We start from the raw sequence: 20,057 nt of genomic DNA on the forward strand, positions 1-20,057 counted from the left end.
ACAACCTCGGCGTTACAACGTTTGCAGCAGGCTTGCTAACTGGCGATTGATCGCCTGCTGGTTAAATTCGGCTTCCACTTTTCCGCGCGCATTGCGCAATATCGACACCAGATCCTGCGGGTCAATATCGCAAAAGGCGGCGAGACGATCGGCCAGCGCTAAGGCATTGTTTTCAGGCACCAGCCAGCCGGAATGCTCCGACGTAATCAACTCGGGAATACCGCTGTGCAACGTAGACACGACGGGAATGCCCACCGCCATCGCCTCCATCAGCGCCACCGGGATCCCTTCCATGTCGCCGTCCGCTCCTGTCACTGAAGGCAGCAGGAACACGTCCGCCTCATCGAGCATGGCCTTCACCTCGTGGCTCGGCTTAAAGCCCGGCATCTCCACATAACCTTCCAGCTGATACTGTTCGATTAGGGTGCGTAAACGGCGCTCCCACGGCCCAATCCCCAGGATGCGGTAATGGAAGTCCACGCCGCGCGCTTTGAGCTGACGACAGGCTTCGATAGCCACATGTAGCCCCTTCTTCTCGGTCAGACGGGCCACGGAGATAATCTGCAAGGGTGTACCCGGCGCTTTTACCGGACGCTGGGTGAATCGCGCCATGTCCACGCCCATCCGTGATACGGTGATTTTTTCGCTCGGGCAGCCCATGGTTTTGAGCCGTCCTGCCCACAGCTCGCTGATGGGCAGCATCATGTCGCCCCGGCGGAAAAGCTGCTGATATTCAGGCGTGTAGTGGTTGAGCACCTCGCGACTCGAGATGTCGATTCCGTGGAAGATGGTGGCGATCTTGCCCTCAATCACGCCAAGCTCACGCAGTTTCGCGGCGGTCACGCCCGCCGGGCCGAAGTGGGCGATAAACACATCGGCACGATACGGCTGCGCCGTTTGCCCGCAAATAGCCGAGAGGATCAAATTGCGGGATTCGGCCCCGTAGCGTGACACGTTCAGCGCCCGCCACGTTGACGCGCGGTGGAGTCCCCGCAGCGTCTGGCCTGCACGGTAGCGCAGCTTATTCATTCGCCCGCTCGGTTCATCCTGCAGCCAGCGGGTTTTCGCCTCCAGCCCATACTGGGTATATGCCGCATGGGTGTTCTGCGTGTCGCCCTTTTGCAGGGCGACAATCTCCACGTCATATCCCATATCGATAAACGCGGTGATCTGGTTCAGCACAAAGGTTTCAGACGACAAAGGAAATTTCAGTAAGAAGAAACCAACCTTCATTTCCCCTCCCCGACGCGATCGAGCACCGATTTCACCATCCCAATCCCTTTCTCGCGCTCGGCTTTCACCGCCGCAGCCAGCCGTTCATTGATAGCAGGCAACTGCCCCAGCGTGTCGCCGACCATGGCCCCGAGGGAGCCGTCCAGCAGATGACGTATATCGACCGCCATTTCGGGCATGCCGAGCTGCTGCATAATGCCGGCAGATTTGTGCTCGTAGTTAATCGCGATAGCGGGCGTACCGAAGTTCATGGAGATAATCGCCGAGTGCAGACGGGTGCCCACGGTCAGGTCACAGGCAGAGAGGATCTTGCCCATCTCCAGGTCGTTCAGTTCATCCATCACCACATGGTAACGCGAAGGGTCATTGACCAGCCCACGCAGGTTCAGGGCCACCATGCGGTCGTCTTTGTTATAGCTGTCGATACCGGTACAGGTTGAGAGCGCCAGCACCTGATACCCGCTGTCGAGCACCCGGTTAACAACCTCGGCGAAGGCTTTCTCATACGCCGCCTGGGTGGTGCCAAGACGTTTATCAAACGGCGCCAGCTCGCGCAGGGTAATGGCAACGGTTTTCTGTTTCGCGGTCACATCCAGCCAGTGCTGCACGGCATAGCTTGCCTGGAAAGTGGCGTCCTGATGGTCCACCAGCCAGGCGGTATCCACGCCGTGTTCGACTTTTGTGGTATCAATTTCGCTGCGCTTCATCATATCGAGGCTCACCGATTCACGCAGGATCAGCGCGTCGCAGTGGCCAAACACGTAGTTCGCCAGCTGGTTGAACTGCGGATCCTGGAATGGCCCCACGCTGTGGCCAATCATGAACAGCGGTTTTTTCGCCATAAAGGTGCAAAGCGCGTGTTCGAACTGCGGCACACCGTACAGGTCGACAAAGAACGATCCGCCCACCTGAATAATGGCGTCATAGCCCGACAGCAGACGGACAAAATCGGTAAAGCCCTGCGCGATGGCAATATTGCGCAGCTTGCCGGTATCGGTCACGCGGGAGAGCAACACCTGATGCTGATAGCGACGGCGCAGCACTTTCTTCACGCGGCCCATAACGCCCGCGGCGTTATTATATTGTTTCATCTGGCTGTACAGCGGATCGCCCATCACCGGGCGGTTTAAAAGCCAGGAGGAGCTGACCGGGTAACGGCTCATCACGTCGACTTCCGTCTCTGGCTCAAGGGTGTTAATCGCATCCAGTAAACCGCGCAGAATGGCGCTGTCGCCACGGTTGCCGCAGGTATGGTTGCCAAGAATAAGTAATTTCATAATGGCCTCTTAAAATTAGCCTGCGCGAAGCAGCGTTTTCATTTTTTCGTTACGGCAAAACTGACGTTTCATCTCAACCACCAGCGCATTACGCGACAGCACAATCATCACCCCGAACGCCAGCGCGCCCGCCGCCACCTGCACGGCCAGCAGCGCGGCGAGCGGCAGCTGCCCGTTGAGCACCACGCCCAGCCCGTAGCTCACGACAAGGGTCGGCAATGAGAGGTAAAACGGCAGCCACAGGCTCAGGATGTACTGGCGGTAGCTTGAGCCGAGCACCGGCTTAATCATCACGAAGTAGCTCAGCACGGTATTGATGATTTGCACCAGCAGGAAGCCGAGCGTCACGCCGAGGGCGCCGGCCATGTGGCCGCCGACAACGATCGCCGGAATAAACAGAAAGGTTTTGAAGACGTTGAATTTGAAGCTGATATCAACGCGGGCTTTCGCCATCAGCAGCGAACCAATCGGGTTCCCCACCGAGCGCAACAGCCCGACTACGCAAAGCAGCTGCAGGATCGGCACAATGCTGACCCACTTCTCGCCAAACACCAGCGGGACGAAGTTGCTGGAGACCACCATCAGACCCAGCAGCACCGGGAAGTTGATAATGCCGACCACGGAGAGCAGCTTGTAGAAGTTGACGCGCAACTTCTCCGTGTCGTCCTGGATTTTGGCGAACGCCGGGAACAGCACGCGGGTGATAATCGGGTTCAGCTTCATCGGCGGAACAACCGCGACGTTGTACGCCAGGTTGTATCCCCCTGCGACGCTCGCGCCGAGAATACGCGCCAGCACCAGCGTGGAGAGATTGGTATTGACGTAGTTAATGATACTGTCGGCGGTCAGCCATGCGCCAAAGCGCAGGTTGGAGGATACCGATGCCAGCGAGAAGTGCAGCCCCGGGCGATAAATTTTGCGGCCAAAGTAGCCAAACAGCAGCGTACGCACGGCGGAATTGACCAGATAGCCCAGAATAGCGGTCATCGCCAGCGGCCAGAAATGGGCGCTGACCACGGTAAAGGTGAAGCCCGCCAGCACGGCGCTGGTTTCGATCATGCCGATTTTGTTGAACTCCAGCTCCTTTTGCATCAGCGCGCGAAACTGCTGCCCGTGGGGGATCAGCACAAACGCAAAGGAGAGCGTGCGCATCAGCGGTGCCAGGTCCGGGTTATGCAGCACGCGGGCGATGGTGTCGCTCAGCAGGAATACCAGCACAAACACGCCGATCCCAAGCCCAACGTTCAGCCAGTAGAGCGTGGTCAGCTCCAGATGGCTAATCTCCTTGCGCTGGATAATCGAGTTGGCAATACCAAAGTCAGACAGCGTATCGGCGAGGGCGATAATCACCAGCGACACGGTCAGAAGACCGAACTGGTGATTATCGATAATGCGCGCCAGCACCGTCATCTGCACCAGCCCAAGGCCAATGATGACGATGGTCGCCATTGCCGACCACTTGGCACCACTGATGGTTTTTTCTCGTAAGCTCATCTTAGTACGCCGCTTTGTTCACGAAACCTTTGAAGATAGTCAGAAAGACAATCTTGATATCGAACCAGACGCTCCACTCGCGGATGTACTCCAGATCGAACTCAATGCGTTTTTCCATTTTTTCCAGCGTGTCGGTCTCGCCGCGCCAGCCGTTGATTTGCGCCCAGCCGGTAATGCCTGGCTTCACTTTGTGGCGCAGCATATAGCCTTCGATCAGGGTGCGGTACTGCTCGTTATGGGCGACGGCGTGCGGACGAGGCCCCACGATCGACATGCCGCCAGTAAAGACGTTGATAAACTGCGGCAGTTCGTCCAGCGAGGTCCGGCGCAGGAAGTTGCCCACGCGGGTCACGCGCGGATCGTTTTGCGTCGCCTGCGTTACCACGCTGTCGTTTTCCATCACCTTCATGGAGCGGAATTTCCACACCATAATCGGCTTACCGTCCATGCCGTAGCGGGTCTGGCGGAAGATAACCGGGCCGGGCGAGCTGATCTTTACGGCCAGCGCAATGCAGCACAGCACCGGGGAAATCAGCAGCAAAATCAGCGACGAGAGCACGATATCTTCGAGGCGTTTCAGCACGCGGTTAATACCGGACAGCGGCGTGTCGTACAGCGGAACCACCGGAACGCCGTTCACTTCTTCAATACGGGAGTGGAGAATGTTAAAGGTAAAGACGTCCGGGATGAGGATCACCGAGCAGGTGGTGTCCGCCAGGTCACGCACCAGCGTTTTGATGCAGGATTCATCTTTCATCTGCATGGCGATGTAGACGTTGTGGATCTTGCCGGCTTTTGCGTCCTCGACCAGCTGTTCGTAGTTTCCCGCCCAGTCCGACGACACACCGCCCGGCTTAGCATCGTGATAAATCCCCACCACGTCGAAGCCTAACCACGGCTCTTTGCGGAAGGAGTTAAGCAGCACCTGCCCTACCGGCAAATCACCGGCAACGGCCACATAGCGGGTGTTATAGCCCCGGTTACGCAGCCAGCCTGCGCCAAAGCGGATCAAGGATCGGCACACCACCATGCCTACGCTGGTCAGCAGATACCAGGCCAGATAGGTCACCAGACGGTTATCGAAATCCTGGCTGAAAGCCACCAGCCCGGCGCTGAAGATCAGGCTCAGAGTCCAGTTTTGCAGGAGAAGCATCAGCTCGGTGGTTATTTTCACACCGCGCCACGAGCGATAAAAATCGGTCATTCCGCCGATCATCTGGAACACCACCAGCGCGATCAGGGCCATCAGCAGATGCATATATAAGAACGACTGCCCGCTGATCTGACACACCACCCACAATCCGCCGACCATGATGGTGATATCAGAAAATCGCTGCACCATAGAGATTAACGATGCATTCGTTCTCGCTCGGTCGCGCTTTTTTAGATTCGTCATCGTTGTTCCTTTAGTTCACAACCTTCCCCCTCACCCTAACCCTCTCCCCACAGGGGAGAGGGAACTTGAACACCCTCTCCCCTGTGGGGAGAGGGCCGGGGTGAGGGGCCAGGATTTACTGATTCAACAGCGCCAGAATGTCCTTCGTTCGCGCTTCCATCAGCGCCGTATCGGCCCGTGATTCCACATTCAGGCGCACCACCGGTTCGGTGTTGGAGGAGCGCAAGTTGAAACGCCACTGCGGGAACGACATGCTGATCCCGTCGGTGCGGTCGATTTCAAGGGCATGGATCGCAAAGTGATGCTCCACGCGGGCAATGGCCTCGGCAGGCTGCGCCAGCGTGCTGTTGATTTCCCCGCTTGCCGGGAAGGCGGCCATGCGGTCACGCACCAGTTCGCCCAGCGTTTGCCCTTTCAGGCACAGCAGCTCGGTTACCAGCAGCCACGGGATCATCCCGCTGTCGCAGTAGGCAAAATCGCGGAAATAGTGATGCGCGCTCATTTCGCCGCCGTAGATGGCGTCCTCTTCGCGCATGCGCTCCTTAATGAACGCATGGCCAGTTTTGGACATCACCGGCTCGCCGCCCGCCGCGCTTACCACGTCGACGGTGTTCCAGGAGAGACGCGGATCGTGAATGATTTTTGCGCCCGGGTTCTTCTCGAGGAATGCCTCCGCCAGCAGGCCGACAATGTAATAGCCTTCGATAAACTGGCCCTTTTCATCGAACAGGAAGCAGCGGTCAAAATCGCCGTCAAAGGCAATGCCCATATCCGCGCCATGCTCAATCACCGCGTTGCGGGTGTCGTCCCGGCACTCGGGCAGCAGCGGGTTCGGAATACCGTTCGGGAAGGTACCGTCCGGGGTGTTATGCACTTTGATGAAGGTCACCGGCACGTTCAGCGCCTTAAAGCGCGCTTCCAGCGCATCAATAACCGGACCCGCCGCGCCGTTACCGGAGTTAATCACCAGCTTCAGCGGCTTGAGGTTCGCCACGTTGATGTAGCCCAGCAGGTGGTCGATATACTCTTTTTGCAGGGTGATCTGCTGATAGCTGCCGCGTTTCGCTTCATCCACCGGCGGGAAGTCGTTCGCTTCCGCCAGGCGCTGCACGTCGCGCAGGCCGGTATCACCGCTGATCGGACGCGCGCCCTTGCGCACCAGCTTCATGCCGTTGTAGTCCATCGGGTTATGGCTGGCGGTCACTTCGATACCGCCGTCCACGCCCAGGTGGAAAGTGGCAAAATAGATCTCTTCTGTGCCGGAAAGGCCGATATCCAGCACGTCTACGCCCGCGTCCTGCAGCCCTTTCGCCAGCGCCAGCTTGAGGGATTCGCTGGTCAGGCGCACGTCGCCGCCCAGCACGATTGTTTGGGGCTTTAAATATTCGCCATATGCACGGCCAATGCGCCACGCAATGTCTTCATTCAGCTCTTCGCCCAGCTTGCCGCGAATATCGTAGGCTTTAAAACAGGTTAATTTTTCCATGATGACCCCTTTTTCAGGCAACAGTTGGCCCTGACCACGTAATGGCCAAATTTATTTTTTTCATTCGTAGGCCCGGTTAGCGTAGTGCCACCGGGCGAGGTGCTAAGGCGCTATACCCGTCCGTAACGGTCCTGGAAGCGCACGATGTCGTCCTCTTCCAGATAGGAACCGGAGCGCACTTCAATTAAGTCGAGCGGAATTTTCCCCGGGTTTTCCAGGCAGTGGGTCGCCCCCAGGGGGATGTAAATAGACTCGTTCTCACCCAGCAGCTTGATTTCACCGTCGATGGTGACTTTGGCGGTCCCCGCCACCACCACCCAGTGCTCGGCGCGGTGGTGGTGCATCTGTACCGACAGCCCTTCGCCCGGCTTTACGGTAATACGCTTCACCTGATAGCGATCGCCCGCGTCGATGGAGTCATATTTACCCCACGGGCGGTACACTTCACGGTGGATATGATGCTCGTGACGACCGTCGGCCTTAATCTGCTCGACGACTTTCTTCACGTCCTGCACCGCGTTACGGTCAGCAATCAGCACCGCGTCTTTGGTCTGAACGACCACCAGATCCTTTACCCCCACCGTGGTGACCAGGCCGGACTCGGCGTAAACGTAGCTGTTTTCGGTTTTGTGACTGATCACGTCACCGTGATGAACGTTTCCCTCCGGCGTATGGGCGCTGATCTCCCACAGAGAGGACCAGGAGCCGACGTCGCTCCAGCCGGCATCCATTGGCACGACCACGGCATCCGCCGTGCGTTCCATCACCGCGTAGTCGATGGACTCTTCAGGACAGGCGAGGAAAGAGGCTTCATCGACACGGATGAAATCAAGATCCGGGTCAACCACGGCCATGGCTTTTTCGCAGGCGCGCAAGATATCCGGGCGATACTTTTCCAGCTCTTCCAGATAACGCCCGGCGCGGAACAGGAACATGCCGCTGTTCCAGTAATATTCCCCGCTGGCTACGTAGGCCTGCGCGGTTTCAAGATTGGGTTTTTCAACGAACTGCGCCACATCGAACGCCACGCTGTCACCTTCGCCAGCCGTGACCGTGCCGCGGCGGATATAGCCATAACCGGTTTCCGGCAGATCCGGAACGATGCCAAAGGTCACCAGCTTGCCGCTCTCGGCGTAAGGAATGGCGGCCCGTACCGCGTCGCGGAACGTCTCTTCCTGCTGAATGACGTGATCAGCGGCCAGGACCAGCATCAGCGGGTCACATTCCGGGCTGCTGCGTTTCGCCGCCAGCGCCGCCAGGGCGATAGCGGGTGCGGTATTACGTCCGGCAGGCTCCAGAATGATATTTTCTGTGAGTTTGTTCAGCTGGCGCAGCTGCTCGGCAACGATAAAGCGGTGCTGCTCGTTGCAGATCACCACCGGGCTTTCACACTCCACGCCCTGCAGACGGTTGACCGTCGTTTGCAGCATGGTGAGCTCCCCTTTCAGGCAGAGGAACTGTTTTGGATAGAGCACGCGGGACAGCGGCCACAACCGGCTACCAGAGCCACCAGCCATCACGACCGGAAACAGTTTGCTTTGACTCATGATTTATCCCCGTATATCTGCAATAAATTGGCTCAGCACGTTCTCTTTTTCGAGCGTGCGTTCGGCATATTCACGTGCCACCGTGTTGACTTTTGGCATGGCAAGCGCGTGCTCAATGCCAGCGACCAGTGCGGACACCGACTCCGGCTCGACGCAAACGGCGATCCCCGGATAGCGTTCGCACAGCTGGCCTAACTCGGTCTCCGGCTCGGCGGTGATGACCGCGTTGCCGCCGACCGCCAGAATGTTGGTGAGCTTCGACGGCAATACCGCATCCGCCGCGCCGCGCTTTTGCACCACCAGATGGCAGTCGCCCATCTTCAGCAACGCAGGCAAGGCCTCGTAAGACTGAAGCGGGAAAAATTTCACATTGGTCAGGCCGCGTTCGCTCGCCATCTTTTCCAGACGCGCTTTACCGCCACCCTGCCCAACAATCACAAACATCCATGAATGTTTGCTTAACTGATGCGCCGCCTCGATAACGCTTTCCAGCCCCTGCTTTTCACCGATGTTGCCTGAATAAAGAATGATTTTTTGGTCATCAGGCAAACCGAGCTGAGTGCGTAACGCCCGGGCATCACTTTCCGTTACGTCACGAAAGCGCGCCACTTCGGACCAGTTCGGGAAAAAGATCACTTTCTCCTGCGCGACGCCCTTCTCCTGCGCTTTGTTCATCATTGAGCGCGAGATCGTCGACACGTAATCCACGTTGTGCAGGCCGCTGCGCTCAAAGGCGCTGGCGAGTCTGGCAACACGGCCACCCTTGCCTTTACCGGCCATGCCCAGACCGAGCATCGCATCGACTTCATAATCCTGAATGTGCAGCAGGGTGCGTGCGCCGGAGAGTTTCCCCAGCAGGCGTATGCCCGGCGTGCAAAACAGCGTCGGCACCACGCCGATAATGCGATCCGGCTTCCAGCGACGCTGCGCCATCAGCGGGAAGAAACTGCTCAGGGCAAAGCTGCCGAGATGGAGCAGGCGTTTCAGGGTTGACGGCTGCTTCGGCACGTACAGCGGGCAGCGCCAGACCGTGGCGGCCCCCTGTTCGCGGCGATAACGCCAGCCCGAGTAACGCTCGCCTACCTTCCATTCCGGGTAATACGGCGGTGCGGTAATGACCCGCACCTCGTGGCCCTGGCTCGCCATCCACTCCACCATTTCACCGGTATATTTCCCGATGCCGGTCAGCTCCGGGGAGTAGTTGATTCCGTAAACAAGGATTCTCATAAGCCCGGCACTCCGGCCTGACGATCTGCCAGAAAATAGGCACGACTGTTGTCGTGCACATTGTCACTGGCAAGCAGCGCCTCTGGCGTTTGCCAGCGGTAGTCGTCATGTTGAGAATCAGGCAGACGCAGGTCTGCCTCACTCACTTTCAGGCGGAACCCCAGCACGATGTAGTGCGTGGTGAAGTCGCTACCTGAAAAGTTATCGTCATAGAAGTGCTGCCAGACCCCGTAAAACTGGCCTGATGCCATCGGCAGTTGCAGGCCCAGTTCCGCCAGAGTGAGACGTTCAAACGCATCGGTAAGCCGCTCATCCTTCTGCACGCGCCCGCCGGGCACGAACCAGAAGCCCTGTGCAGGACGATTGGTTCGTTTCCCCAGCAAGAACTCGCCGCGTTCGTTCTCCACAATCAAATCCATTGAGATGAGCGGTGTGGAACGAACGATCGTGGCAAAATCTTCCTGACTCAAAAACATGGTTACCCCCGGAAGCGGTGCTGATTTTCAAGGAACCACTGGTAGGTACTTGCCAGCCCCTGCTCCAGTGACACCTCGTGATACCAGCCCAGCTGATGCAGGCGGGTCACGTCGAGCAGCTTGCGCGGCGTACCGTCCGGTTTCGTGGCGTCAAACACCACGCGGCCTCTGTAGCCCACCACCTGCGCGATGGTCTGCGCCAGCTCGCGGATCGTGCAGTCCACGCCGGTGCCAACGTTGATGTGCGACAGCATTGGCTCGGTGTTTTCCTGCCAGACCTCGCGATCCAACTCCATAACGTGAATGCTGGCCGCAGCCATGTCGTCCACGTGCAGGAACTCACGCATCGGCGTGCCGCTCCCCCACACCACCACATCCGGTGCATTCTCGGCGGTCGCCTCGTGGAAGCGGCGCAGCAGCGCCGGGATCACGTGCGAGTTGCTCGGGTGGAAGTTATCGTGCGGCCCGTACAGGTTGGTCGGCATCACCGAGCGATAGTCGCGGTTGTACTGACGGTTGTAGGACTCACACAGCTTAATCCCGGCAATTTTGGCAATCGCGTACGGCTCGTTGGTCGCTTCCAGCGTCCCCTGCAGCAGTTCGCTCTCGGCGATCGGCTGCTTCGCCATTTTCGGGTAAATACAGGATGAACCAAGGAACAACAGCTTGTTCACGTTGTGCAGGTGCGCCGCGTGAATGATGTTGCTCTCAATCATCATGTTTTCGTAGATGAAATCCGCCGGGTAGGTGTTGTTGGCGACGATACCGCCCACCTTTGCCGCCGCCAGATACACCTGGTCAATGCGTTCGTTCTCAAAGAACGCCTGCACTGCGCGGCTGTCGAGCAGGTTCAGCTCGTCGCGCGTGCGGACAATCACCTCGACGTCGCCGCGCTGTTCAAGCTGTCGGACAATCGCGGAACCCACCATTCCGCGATGACCAGCGACAAAAATACGTTGTTTGGTCATTCTCAGGACTCCAGCGCGATGGCAACCTCGTAGCCATGGGACTTCAGCAGAGAGTGTTTTTTCGCCGCTTCAAGATCTTTAGCCACCATCTCAGAGACCATCTCCTGCAGCGTGGTTTCTGGTTTCCAGCCCAGGGTTTCGTGCGCTTTAGTTGGGTCGCCGAGCAGGGTTTCCACTTCCGCAGGACGGAAGTAACGCGGGTCAACCTGGACAATCACGTCGCCCGGCTTCACGCCCGGTGCGTCATGGCCGGTCACGGAGACCACAATGCCCTTCTCTTCCACGCCGGTGCCTTCAAAGCGCAGTTTGATGCCCAGCTGTGCCGCGGCCATTTCCACGAACTGACGTACGGAGTACTGCACGCCGGTCGCAATCACGAAGTCTTCTGGCTTGTCCTGCTGCAGCATCATCCACTGCATTTTCACGTAGTCCTTCGCATGGCCCCAGTCACGCAGGGAATCCATGTTGCCGAGGTGCAGGCAAGACTCCAGGCCCTGAGCGATGTTGGCGATCGCGCGGGTGATTTTGCGGGTTACGAAGGTCTCGCCGCGGCGCGGGGATTCGTGGTTGAACAGAATGCCGTTACAGGCGTACATGCCGTAGGATTCACGGTAGTTCACGGTGATCCAGTAGGCGTACAGTTTTGCCACCGCATACGGTGAGCGAGGGTAGAATGGCGTGGTCTCTTTCTGCGGGATCTCCTGCACCAGGCCGTACAGCTCAGAGGTGGACGCCTGATAGAAGCGGGTTTTCTTCTCAAGGCCGAGGAAGCGAATCGCTTCCAGCAGACGCAGGGTCCCCATGGCATCAACGTCAGCGGTGTATTCCGGGGATTCGAAAGAAACGGCGACGTGGCTCATCGCGCCCAGGTTATACACTTCATCCGGTTGCACTTCCTGAAGGATGCGGGTCAGGTTGGAGGTATCGGTCAGGTCGCCGTAGTGCAGGTGGAATTTCGGGTTCGCGGCATGGGGATCCTGATAGATATGGTCCACACGCTCGGTGTTGAAAGACGATGCACGACGTTTAATACCGTGAACTTCATAACCTTTTTCCAGCAGCAATTCTGCCAGGTAAGAACCATCCTGTCCGGTAACGCCGGTGATGAGAGCGACTTTAGACATGTTTATATTCCTCTGTACTTATCAAAGTTTTTCAGTTTCAACGCGTTCGCGTATCACCACTGCGGGATTGCCACGGCAAATTTTATTTGCCGGTAGCGATTTAAAAACGCTGCTGCGGGCACCAATAACCGTGCCGTCGCCAACAGAAACACCGGGTGCAACAAAAACGTCCGTTGCCAGCCAGCATTTTTCGCCAATCACAACAGGCGTGGCGGTAATATCAAAATGCGGGCTCATAAAATCATGGCTGCCGGTGCACAAATAACATTTCTGTGAAATCACCGAGTTGGCACCAATCGTAATATCGCCAAGGGTATATAGCACCGCGTCATCCCCGACCCAGGCATAATCCCCAAGCGTTAATTTCCAAGGGTACGTAATTTTTACCGATGGACGAATGACTACGTTTTTTCCGATTTTTGCACCAAACAGGCGCAATAAAAATGCTCGCCAGCGGTACAGTATTTGCGGAGACCAGGCAAATAACGTTGCCTGAACCGCCCACCACAACTGCACCTTAATACCGTTCCCGCCCCGAAAACCTTTCGGCACGGAGAATCCGTTAAGTTCCTGCATCACGTTTCCTTATATTTCAGGCTTTGTTATATAAGGCTTTCGCTTTACCCGTCGTTTTAAGACGGAAGAAATAAGACAATTCTGCCCAGAAGCCCGGCACGCGTAATATTTTACGCTGAACGTTTTTCGCGTCCTGGCATAGTTCCAGATTATTAGACGTTGACACGCCCCCCATCGAAAATTCGGACACCAGCCCTTTAATTCGACGAAACGGATAACCGGCTTTATACAAACTGGCCGTCAGGGCATAATCTGATGACACTTTATACTGCAAATCATAAGGCTGTTTTTTCAGCCCGCTGACCGGGTAGAAAATGGCCTGATGACTGGCGGGCAGGCTGTGATAGATATACCAGCCCGGTTTTGCGCTACGCAGTACCGTGTTACCGTCACCGAAATCGAGCAGCGCATCGCCGATAAACATCGCGTCCTCTTTCTGACGCGCCAGCTGACGGGCAAACAGCGCCACATCATCGTGGAAGGTATCGCCGGAATTGAGGAAGATGGCATAGCGCCCTTGCGCCATGGCGATCCCCTTATTCATGGCGTCGTAGATGCCTTTATCTTTCTCGCTGATGTAACGTAAGTTGAACTCACCGTTGAGTTTTTCCAGAAACTCCGCCGTGCCGTCGTTCGAGCCGCCGTCGACCACGATCCACTCAAAGGTGATACTCGGATCGCGCGCCAGGTTGCGCAGCGAGCGCCAGGTTTTTACCACGCCTTCGTAGTTGCGAAAGGCGACGGTAACCACACTAAGAAACATAAATCACCTCATTTCGTCATACGCGCGTAATATTAAGCGCCTTGCGCAAAATAAACGGACAGACAATCAAGAAAGCATATTCTGGGCTAAATATTGACCCCGTAAAAAACAGCGACACTGGCGTAAAAAGATAAAGCTGTACGCGAAAGTTCTGGTTATCACCAAACGCGTTGATCATCATTTTGAAAACTTTAAACAGATACCACAGCGTCAACAGTACGGCGAACCAGGAAAAATAAATAATTAACAGATACAGGCCATTGTCTATTGTTTTTCCGACGTCCGCACCGTTAAAGATTCCGAATGATGCAACATATTCGTAAAGTGAGCCGAATCTTACTACGCCATCAATGTGGGTTAATGAATACCCCACCATCACCAGCGGACCAATGATGCGATAATAGGACGACGAGCCTTCGGTTCCCAAATCACCAAGACGTTCGGAGATGTACGGAAACGCAAATATTACGCCCACCAGAAATACCGTCAGGGAGATTATCGCCAGCGGCAGCTTTTTCTTAATCGCTTCTTTGTTCAGATACTGAAACGCCCACTCCAGCAGGTAAAACAGGATAAATGTCATTACCCCTGAGAACGATCCGGACAGAACGATTCCTGCAAGAATCATAGCATCGGTCTTAGGGGTTTTGATACCGAACTGTTTGATGCTGAGCCAAATTGAGATTAATGCCAGAGCAAAAAACGCGGGTTCAAAATAGAGGGCAGTGGTACGTTTACCACCAAACTTAATAAAGTTCAGTACATAGCTGTTACTGTAAATGAGATATTTCGAAATTATTTCCATCAGGCTACTGCCGCCGGTCAAAATAATTTGCGCCATCTCCATGGCCGCAAGCATAACAACCAGCCCGACGACAATATAAAAGAACCTGAGGATTTTCCTATAATTGTGCGGAGAAATAGTTTTAAAGCGAATACTCCACACCATGCCAATAATAATGACGATATACACAAACAGCATGGTTGAGGTGACGTATTTGCTGGCATCCAGCGACTGACCAAACAGGTAGTTAAAGGCCGTTAAGCCAAACCCCAGCCCCAGCGCAATCATCAGTTTCTTGAGGCTGATTTTCTCAACGTAGAGCAAAAGCAGGACCGGCAAGAAGGTGACGATAGTGATCGGGAAGCTCTCTCCCAGCTGGGCAATCTTGACGTTGACCAGCAGGTAGATCAGCGGCAGCAGCAGATAACTACAGATTCTGATAGAACGAGACATACTCCTCCAGCATCTGTTGTCCACTGTAGGCCTTGCGGCTGCGGTTGCGGAACGATTCCAGGTCAGTGCCAAAAACGGCCTGCGCAATCTCCGCCTTCGGCAGCTGCACCAGAGGCAGAACCTCACTCTCTGCAAAAGTCTTTCCGCCCGATTTATCCAGCACTTCGCGCGCGGCGTCGCTGTGGGTGGCAATCACCGGCACGCCGATAGAGAGCGCTTCGCACAGGATCAGCGGGTAGTTGTCCACGCGGGAGCTAAACACCAGGGCGTCCATACCGTTGAGCGCACTCATCAGTTTGCGTTTGTCGGTTTCAAACCCGTGGTTAATCACATTCGGCCCCTCAAACGGGGAGAACTTGCCGAAGGTATGCAGCTCAATCTTGTTCCCCAGCGCCATAATGTCGCGCACCAGCTGCTGGTTGGTTTTGCCGTCGTAACGCAGATCGTGCGCCACCACGGCAATTTTCGGCTGACCTGCCGTTACGGCAACCGGCGTCAGTTCGGCCAGGATCTCTTCCGTTGCCACGTCGATCCCGTTGTTGACGATCTTGCACTGCCCTGCCCCGTACAGGCTGTTGAACGCATCCGCGACGTGCTGGCTTGGCGAGATAAAGGTGCAGCCGAGCGAAAGCATGGCGCGGAACAGCTGGCGCTTGCCCTCAACTAACTGGTGCGCGCGATCCACTTTAACCGGCGGATAGTTACTCAGGGTCGGGCATTTCTGGCAGTCGGTTTTCCAGCCTTCGCAGCCGTCGGTAAACGCGCAGCGCCCGGTCACGCTCCAGTGATCGTGCAACGTCCAGACGAATCGCGTGTCCGGCTTGTGGGCCTGCACGTTTTCGCAAAACGCTACCACCTCTTCCAGGTTCAGCCAGTAGCTGTGCAGGACGTGAAAATGCAGAACAACCGGCCCGGAGGTACGGGTCACGGTGCGATAGAGATTATTCAGATTGCCAAACAGATCGCGGTTAAACAGGCGGAACAGCGCAATGTTCGCCACCGACGTCAGGCGCGGCGTCTGCTTCAGAACGTGCGGATAGTTATCGTGGCTGACGCTTTTCTTGCCGCCCTTGCCGTAACCGTAGACGAAACGGGACTGTAGCCCTTTTTCCAGCGCGCGCTGGTGCAGATCCAGCGCCACGCCTGCCGCGCCGCCTTCCGCCAGGCGCACGTTAAATTGCAAAATATTCATTTGATCACCTTCACGCGGGCTTTCTCACCGACCACCAGCGCGTTGTCCGGGATGCTGTCCAGCACCACGCTACCGGCACCAATGGTGACGTTATTGCCCACGGTAATATCACCAATCATCACCACGTTAGCGCCCAGCTCGACGTTATTGCCGATGACCGGGCAGGCCAGGCTTTCCGGCCCGCGATTGCCAATAGTGACCGCGTGACGGATGGTGAAATCATCCCCTGCCACCACGAACTTATTGATCACCACCGCATAGCCATGATGAATGGTAAAGCGACGGCCAATGGTGGCCGCAGCCTGAATTTCATAGCCGAAGAAACATTCAGTGATGATGCGGTACAGCACCAGCACCGGTGCCGCCCACAGGTTGTTGAGCACATTTTTTTTGCGCCACACCGAGCAAAAATGCGCGATGCGGTAGGCCAGCACCATGCAGCACGGGCGCAGACTCCAGCCGTTTGCGCGGCAATCTTCCAGAAACATTATTTCCCCCGAAGTCCATCGGCCAGACGCTTGCCGTTACGTACGGAAAGCAGCGTGAGCAGCGTGCGCCAGTTCATGCGCTTGTTGCGGATCTGGTAGAGGGTAAAAAGCTGATACTTACGGCTGGCACGGTCGAATTTTTCTTTGTGCTTGCGGTAAAAGTGGAAATAGCCCGAGAATTTCTTTGGCGACGAGGTGATTTGCATCTCGCCATGATTGATGTGCAGGATCTGCGTGGCCTCTTCCACCTTCCACGGCTCGCCGTACTCCACCACCATCCGCAGGAAAATGTCGTAGTCCTGTGCGGCCTTCAGTTCGGTATCAAACAGACAGGCTTTAAAGCGTTGTGCCCAGGTAAACACCTGATTACCGATAATGTTGCGCTTGTAAAACAGGCGACGGGAGTACGGTGATTTCGGGTACAGCGGCAGGCTCGCCGGCTGCGAATAAACTTCGCCCTGGCAAACATAGTCGTTGGCATACAGGAACGCGTGCGTCACCAGCTGCGCTTTATGCGACAGGAAGATCGACAGACGGTTTGGCGTCCATTCGTCATCATCGTCGATCCCGGTCAGATACTGCCCTTTCGCCTGCATAATCGCCTGATTACGCACCGCACACGCCCCGGAATTGATGGGGTTATGCGTGTACATCACGCGCGGGTCGTTCAGGTCTTCAACAAATTTTTGCAGTTGCTCAAACGAGGAGGAACAGTCATCGACGATGATCAGTTCCCAGTTATCGTAATCCTGACGCAGGACCGATTTAATCGCGCGGATCGCCAGCTGCTGACGATTCCATGTCGGCATATAGATAGAAATCAAAGGGCGTTGTGTGTTCATATTTTCCCCATTCCCCTCACCCCGACCCTCTCCCCAGAGGGGAGAGGGAGAAAAGCTGCACCGTGCAGTCCCCTCTCCCCTCTGGGGAGAGGGTTAGGGTGAGGGGTAAGACTGTGTAGTTATTTACTGTCAGACTTATATTCGTACTCGTAATAGCCGTAATCCTGATACCCGGTCGCACGGCGGAAGATGGAGTTGAGGATCACCCCTTTCACCTCAATGCCGTTCTGCTCGAAGCGGCTCAGGCTGGTTTCCACTTCCTTGAGCGTGTTCACCGCGTAGCGCGCCACCATCAGCGTGGTCCCCGCATGGCGACCCACCACTGCGGCATCGGTCACGGCGAGGATTGGCGGGGTATCGATCAGTACCAGATCGTAGTGCTTGCTCGCCCACTCGATAAGCTGGGTAAAGCGCTCGCTCATCAGCAGTTCAGACGGGTTAGGCGGTACCTGGCCGCGTGGGATCAGGTCAAACTTCGGAATCGAGGTCGGTTTCGCGCTATCGGCGATCTCCCCTTTGCCGAGCAGGATTTCAGACAGACCGTTGACGTTGTTGGTCCCCAGCAGCTCGTGGGTGTAGCCCTTACGCATATCGCAGTCGATCAGCAGCACGCGTTTATTGGTCTGGCTCACCACTGCCGCGAGGTTGGCACAGACGAACGTTTTACCAATCGACGGGCTGACCCCGGTCATCATCAGGACGTTGTTTTTGGCCTCCATCATGGCGAAGTGAAGGCTGGTACGCAGGCTGCGCACGGCTTCAATCGCGAGGTCAGTCGGGTTACCCACGGCCAGCAGCTGGCTCTGCTTGTAACGCTTCACGCCCTTGACGGTTTTCACGCTGTCGCGCGATTTCTGCCACTCAGAGAGCGGGATGCTGGCGTAAACGCTGATGCCATTTTCTTCCAGCACCTGCGGGCTTTCGATACCGCGGTTGAACAGGGAGCGCAGCAGCACGCCCACGATAGAGAGCATCAGGCCGAGAATAATGCTGCCGAGAATAATCAGCGCCTTCTTCGGCTTCAGCACGCCAGGCTGCGTGATGGCCGGGTCAACGATGCGCACGTCGCCAACGGTACTGGCTTCGGTGATCTTCAGCTCCTGCTGTTTATTCAGCAGCTGCATGTACACCTGCTGGCCAGATTCCACGTCGCGGGTCAGACGCACAATCTCCTGCTGGGTTTTTGGCATTGCGGTGACGCGGTTATTCAGCTTCGCCTTCTCGTCTTCCAGGGTGCGGCGTTTTTCCAGCAGCGTGCGGTAGGCCGGGTGGCGTTTGGTATACAGCTTGGAGATTTCCGCCTCTTTGAAGGTCAGCTCGTTGAGCTGCGCGTCGATGTTAACCATCGAATCCAGCACCGATTTCGCTTCCAGCGGCAGGTCGACGGAGTCTTTATCCTGGCGATAAGCGTTCAGTTTGTTCTCGGCGTCATCCAGGCGCGAACGCACTTCCGGCAGCTGTTTGGCAAGGAAGGCCAGACTTTTCGCTGCTTCCGCCGACTTGCGCTCAACGTTTTGCTCAAGGTAGTTGCGGGTGATGCTGTTGAGGATGTCGCGGATCTGATCTTTATCTTCACCGGTAAAGGTCATGCTCAGGACGCCAGTGTCCTTGCCGTTTTCGGTCACGGTCAGGTTGTTTTGCAGGTTATTGATCATCCCAAGCGTGGAGAATTTGGTGACCGTGAACTCACCGCCTTCCTGCGCGTGAATGGCGCTGACCATCATGCTAACGCCGTCTTTGGAGAGCATCTTCCCGACTTCACCGCGCGCGCTAAAACCGGCGTCACTGGTAAGCTGATACTGGTTTGGCCCGAGAACCTCCAGGGTGAAGGTTTGATCTCCGGCGCCTTTCGGCAGCACAAAGTCGGTGACTTTCACCGTATCATTGCTGCGGCCCATCAGGCGATCCCAGCCTGCGCCAAACACCGGGAAGGTGTTTTTAGTGACCGAAATATCCAGCCCTAAATCGTGCACCGTTTTGCCGAGTACAAGACGCGACTGGATCAGCTGAATTTCCGCATCCGACGCCGGTGGCTTATTTGCCAGCGCGGAGCCGATGTCCTGTACCAGCGAGTTGCCGGTATTCTGTTCAATCTGGACCAGCGCGTCGGCGCTGTAGATTGGCGTCGCAAACAGCGTATAGATAAACGCCCCAACGGCGAACACGGCGGTGATGCCGAGCACCCACCACTTCGCTTCAACCACGGTGCCGACAAGACGACCAATATCAATTTCATCACTGCCCGAGATCGGGGCGGCAGATGTTTTTGTTTTTTCTGTCATTGTTATCCCTGCTGAGCTTTCAGTGCCTGCGCCCACTGACGGGCAGACTGGTCAAGTAAGGTGTACACCGCCTCAAATGCCTCACGGCTCTTGCGATACGGATCGGGGATCTCGCGTTCATTGTCCCAGTGACCAAACAGCATCACCTTGCCGCGCATCTCCGGGGCGATGTCGCACAGCGCATGAATATGGCGTTTTTCCATCGCGAGGATCAGGTCATACTCGCGGCACATCCGGCCCGTGACCTGACGGGCGATATGCCCGTCGAGGGAGAGGTTATGATCCAGGGCAACGTGGGTGGCACGTTCGTCGGCCCCTTTACCGACCAGCGCACCCAGCCCTGCGGACTCCACCGTGAGATCAGGCTGATACTGTTTCAGCAGGCGTTCAGCCGTGGGGGAACGGCAAATGTTCCCCACACACACCACTAAAATTTTGTTAAACATCGC

Annotated in this window: 18 protein-coding genes; all 18 read right to left on the minus strand. The window is 56.4% G+C overall.

The genetic code is table 11. The annotated features are described in order from the left end of the window. Positions 1–12 precede the first annotated feature (12 nt). Entirely contained in the window at positions 13–1,233 is a 1,221-nt protein-coding gene (wcaL, locus tag QLG21_RS01955) for a colanic acid biosynthesis glycosyltransferase WcaL (protein WP_006176298.1), read from the minus strand. Further along, entirely contained in the window at positions 1,230–2,510 is a 1,281-nt protein-coding gene (wcaK, locus tag QLG21_RS01960; protein ID WP_282483791.1) for a colanic acid biosynthesis pyruvyl transferase WcaK, read from the minus strand. The genes wcaL and wcaK overlap by 4 nt, the downstream gene beginning before the upstream one ends. 15 nt (positions 2,511–2,525) lie before the next feature. Continuing rightward, positions 2,526–4,004, minus strand: a complete 1,479-nt coding sequence (wzxC, locus tag QLG21_RS01965; RefSeq protein WP_282483792.1) for a colanic acid undecaprenyl disphosphate flippase WzxC — start codon at positions 4,002–4,004, stop codon at positions 2,526–2,528. 1 nt (position 4,005) lies between these two features. Then, positions 4,006–5,400 (minus strand): undecaprenyl-phosphate glucose phosphotransferase, encoded by a 1,395-nt coding sequence (gene wcaJ, locus QLG21_RS01970; RefSeq protein WP_006176301.1) that lies wholly within the window; start codon positions 5,398–5,400, stop codon positions 4,006–4,008. A gap of 115 nt (positions 5,401–5,515) precedes the next feature. Next, positions 5,516–6,886 (minus strand): colanic acid biosynthesis phosphomannomutase CpsG, encoded by a 1,371-nt coding sequence (gene cpsG / locus QLG21_RS01975; protein ID WP_101737323.1) that lies wholly within the window; start codon positions 6,884–6,886, stop codon positions 5,516–5,518. Positions 6,887–6,996: 110 nt separating this feature from the next. After that, entirely contained in the window at positions 6,997–8,433 is a 1,437-nt protein-coding gene (gene cpsB / locus QLG21_RS01980) for a mannose-1-phosphate guanyltransferase (protein ID WP_006176303.1), read from the minus strand. 3 nt (positions 8,434–8,436) lie between these two features. Continuing rightward, entirely contained in the window at positions 8,437–9,660 is a 1,224-nt protein-coding gene (gene wcaI, locus QLG21_RS01985; protein ID WP_282483793.1) for a colanic acid biosynthesis fucosyltransferase WcaI, read from the minus strand. Continuing rightward, positions 9,657–10,136, minus strand: coding sequence for a GDP-mannose mannosyl hydrolase (locus tag QLG21_RS01990; RefSeq protein ID WP_006176305.1), 480 nt, complete (start codon positions 10,134–10,136; stop codon positions 9,657–9,659). Before QLG21_RS01990 ends, wcaI begins: the two co-directional genes overlap by 4 nt. Before the next feature lie 2 nt (positions 10,137–10,138). After that, positions 10,139–11,104 (minus strand): GDP-L-fucose synthase, encoded by a 966-nt coding sequence (locus QLG21_RS01995; protein WP_006176306.1) that lies wholly within the window; start codon positions 11,102–11,104, stop codon positions 10,139–10,141. 2 nt (positions 11,105–11,106) lie between these two features. After that, the gene (gene gmd / locus QLG21_RS02000; RefSeq protein ID WP_088208132.1) at positions 11,107–12,228 is read right to left on the minus strand and encodes a GDP-mannose 4,6-dehydratase; all 1,122 of its coding nucleotides are present in this window, start codon (positions 12,226–12,228) and stop codon (positions 11,107–11,109) included. A 21-nt stretch (positions 12,229–12,249) separates the two neighbouring features. Next, on the minus strand, positions 12,250–12,804 hold the full coding sequence (gene wcaF, locus QLG21_RS02005; protein WP_006176308.1) for a colanic acid biosynthesis acetyltransferase WcaF: 555 nt from the start codon (positions 12,802–12,804) through the stop codon (positions 12,250–12,252). Positions 12,805–12,820: 16 nt separating this feature from the next. Beyond that, a complete protein-coding gene (wcaE, locus tag QLG21_RS02010; RefSeq protein ID WP_137849343.1) occupies positions 12,821–13,567 on the minus strand; it encodes a colanic acid biosynthesis glycosyltransferase WcaE in 747 nt (248 codons plus the stop codon). 16 nt (positions 13,568–13,583) lie between these two features. Next, positions 13,584–14,804 carry a colanic acid polymerase WcaD gene (gene wcaD, locus QLG21_RS02015; RefSeq protein WP_088208129.1) on the minus strand — a complete coding sequence of 407 codons (1,221 nt, stop codon included), beginning with the start codon at positions 14,802–14,804 and terminating at the stop codon, positions 13,584–13,586. Next, the gene (wcaC, locus tag QLG21_RS02020) at positions 14,779–15,996 is read right to left on the minus strand and encodes a colanic acid biosynthesis glycosyltransferase WcaC (protein WP_137849344.1); all 1,218 of its coding nucleotides are present in this window, start codon (positions 15,994–15,996) and stop codon (positions 14,779–14,781) included. Before wcaC ends, wcaD begins: the two co-directional genes overlap by 26 nt. Beyond that, positions 15,993–16,484 carry a colanic acid biosynthesis acetyltransferase WcaB gene (gene wcaB / locus QLG21_RS02025; protein ID WP_042320603.1) on the minus strand — a complete coding sequence of 164 codons (492 nt, stop codon included), beginning with the start codon at positions 16,482–16,484 and terminating at the stop codon, positions 15,993–15,995. The genes wcaC and wcaB overlap by 4 nt, the downstream gene beginning before the upstream one ends. Continuing rightward, complete coding sequence (gene wcaA / locus QLG21_RS02030) at positions 16,484–17,326, minus strand: colanic acid biosynthesis glycosyltransferase WcaA (RefSeq protein ID WP_058609789.1); 843 nt, start codon at positions 17,324–17,326, stop codon at positions 16,484–16,486. Before wcaA ends, wcaB begins: the two co-directional genes overlap by 1 nt. Positions 17,327–17,445: 119 nt before the next feature. Continuing rightward, positions 17,446–19,608, minus strand: a complete 2,163-nt coding sequence (gene wzc / locus QLG21_RS02035) for a tyrosine-protein kinase Wzc (RefSeq protein ID WP_282483794.1) — start codon at positions 19,606–19,608, stop codon at positions 17,446–17,448. Positions 19,609–19,610: 2 nt separating this feature from the next. Next, positions 19,611–20,054, minus strand: a complete 444-nt coding sequence (gene wzb, locus QLG21_RS02040) for a low molecular weight protein-tyrosine-phosphatase Wzb (RefSeq protein WP_006176317.1) — start codon at positions 20,052–20,054, stop codon at positions 19,611–19,613. Between the last annotated feature and the right edge of the window lie 3 nt (positions 20,055–20,057).

This window comes from Enterobacter sp. V87_3 (assembly GCF_029967835.1).
Classification (GTDB): domain Bacteria; phylum Pseudomonadota; class Gammaproteobacteria; order Enterobacterales; family Enterobacteriaceae; genus Enterobacter; species Enterobacter cancerogenus.

What these genes read in the sequence shown, in the direction of transcription:
- wcaL (WP_006176298.1), bottom strand. Translation starts at nt 1,233, where the DNA reads ATGAAGGTTGGTTTCTTCTTACTGAAATTTCCTTTGTCGTCTGAAACC.
- wcaK (WP_282483791.1), bottom strand. Translation starts at nt 2,510, where the DNA reads ATGAAATTACTTATTCTTGGCAACCATACCTGCGGCAACCGTGGCGAC.
- wzxC (WP_282483792.1), bottom strand. Translation starts at nt 4,004, where the DNA reads ATGAGCTTACGAGAAAAAACCATCAGTGGTGCCAAGTGGTCGGCAATG.
- wcaJ (WP_006176301.1), bottom strand. Translation starts at nt 5,400, where the DNA reads ATGACGAATCTAAAAAAGCGCGACCGAGCGAGAACGAATGCATCGTTA.
- cpsG (WP_101737323.1), bottom strand. Translation starts at nt 6,886, where the DNA reads ATGGAAAAATTAACCTGTTTTAAAGCCTACGATATTCGCGGCAAGCTG.
- cpsB (WP_006176303.1), bottom strand. Translation starts at nt 8,433, where the DNA reads ATGAGTCAAAGCAAACTGTTTCCGGTCGTGATGGCTGGTGGCTCTGGT.
- wcaI (WP_282483793.1), bottom strand. Translation starts at nt 9,660, where the DNA reads ATGAGAATCCTTGTTTACGGAATCAACTACTCCCCGGAGCTGACCGGC.
- QLG21_RS01990 (WP_006176305.1), bottom strand. Translation starts at nt 10,136, where the DNA reads ATGTTTTTGAGTCAGGAAGATTTTGCCACGATCGTTCGTTCCACACCG.
- QLG21_RS01995 (WP_006176306.1), bottom strand. Translation starts at nt 11,104, where the DNA reads ATGACCAAACAACGTATTTTTGTCGCTGGTCATCGCGGAATGGTGGGT.
- gmd (WP_088208132.1), bottom strand. Translation starts at nt 12,228, where the DNA reads ATGTCTAAAGTCGCTCTCATCACCGGCGTTACCGGACAGGATGGTTCT.
- wcaF (WP_006176308.1), bottom strand. Translation starts at nt 12,804, where the DNA reads ATGCAGGAACTTAACGGATTCTCCGTGCCGAAAGGTTTTCGGGGCGGG.
- wcaE (WP_137849343.1), bottom strand. Translation starts at nt 13,567, where the DNA reads ATGTTTCTTAGTGTGGTTACCGTCGCCTTTCGCAACTACGAAGGCGTG.
- wcaD (WP_088208129.1), bottom strand. Translation starts at nt 14,804, where the DNA reads ATGTCTCGTTCTATCAGAATCTGTAGTTATCTGCTGCTGCCGCTGATC.
- wcaC (WP_137849344.1), bottom strand. Translation starts at nt 15,996, where the DNA reads ATGAATATTTTGCAATTTAACGTGCGCCTGGCGGAAGGCGGCGCGGCA.
- wcaB (WP_042320603.1), bottom strand. Translation starts at nt 16,484, where the DNA reads ATGTTTCTGGAAGATTGCCGCGCAAACGGCTGGAGTCTGCGCCCGTGC.
- wcaA (WP_058609789.1), bottom strand. Translation starts at nt 17,326, where the DNA reads ATGAACACACAACGCCCTTTGATTTCTATCTATATGCCGACATGGAAT.
- wzc (WP_282483794.1), bottom strand. Translation starts at nt 19,608, where the DNA reads ATGACAGAAAAAACAAAAACATCTGCCGCCCCGATCTCGGGCAGTGAT.
- wzb (WP_006176317.1), bottom strand. Translation starts at nt 20,054, where the DNA reads ATGTTTAACAAAATTTTAGTGGTGTGTGTGGGGAACATTTGCCGTTCC.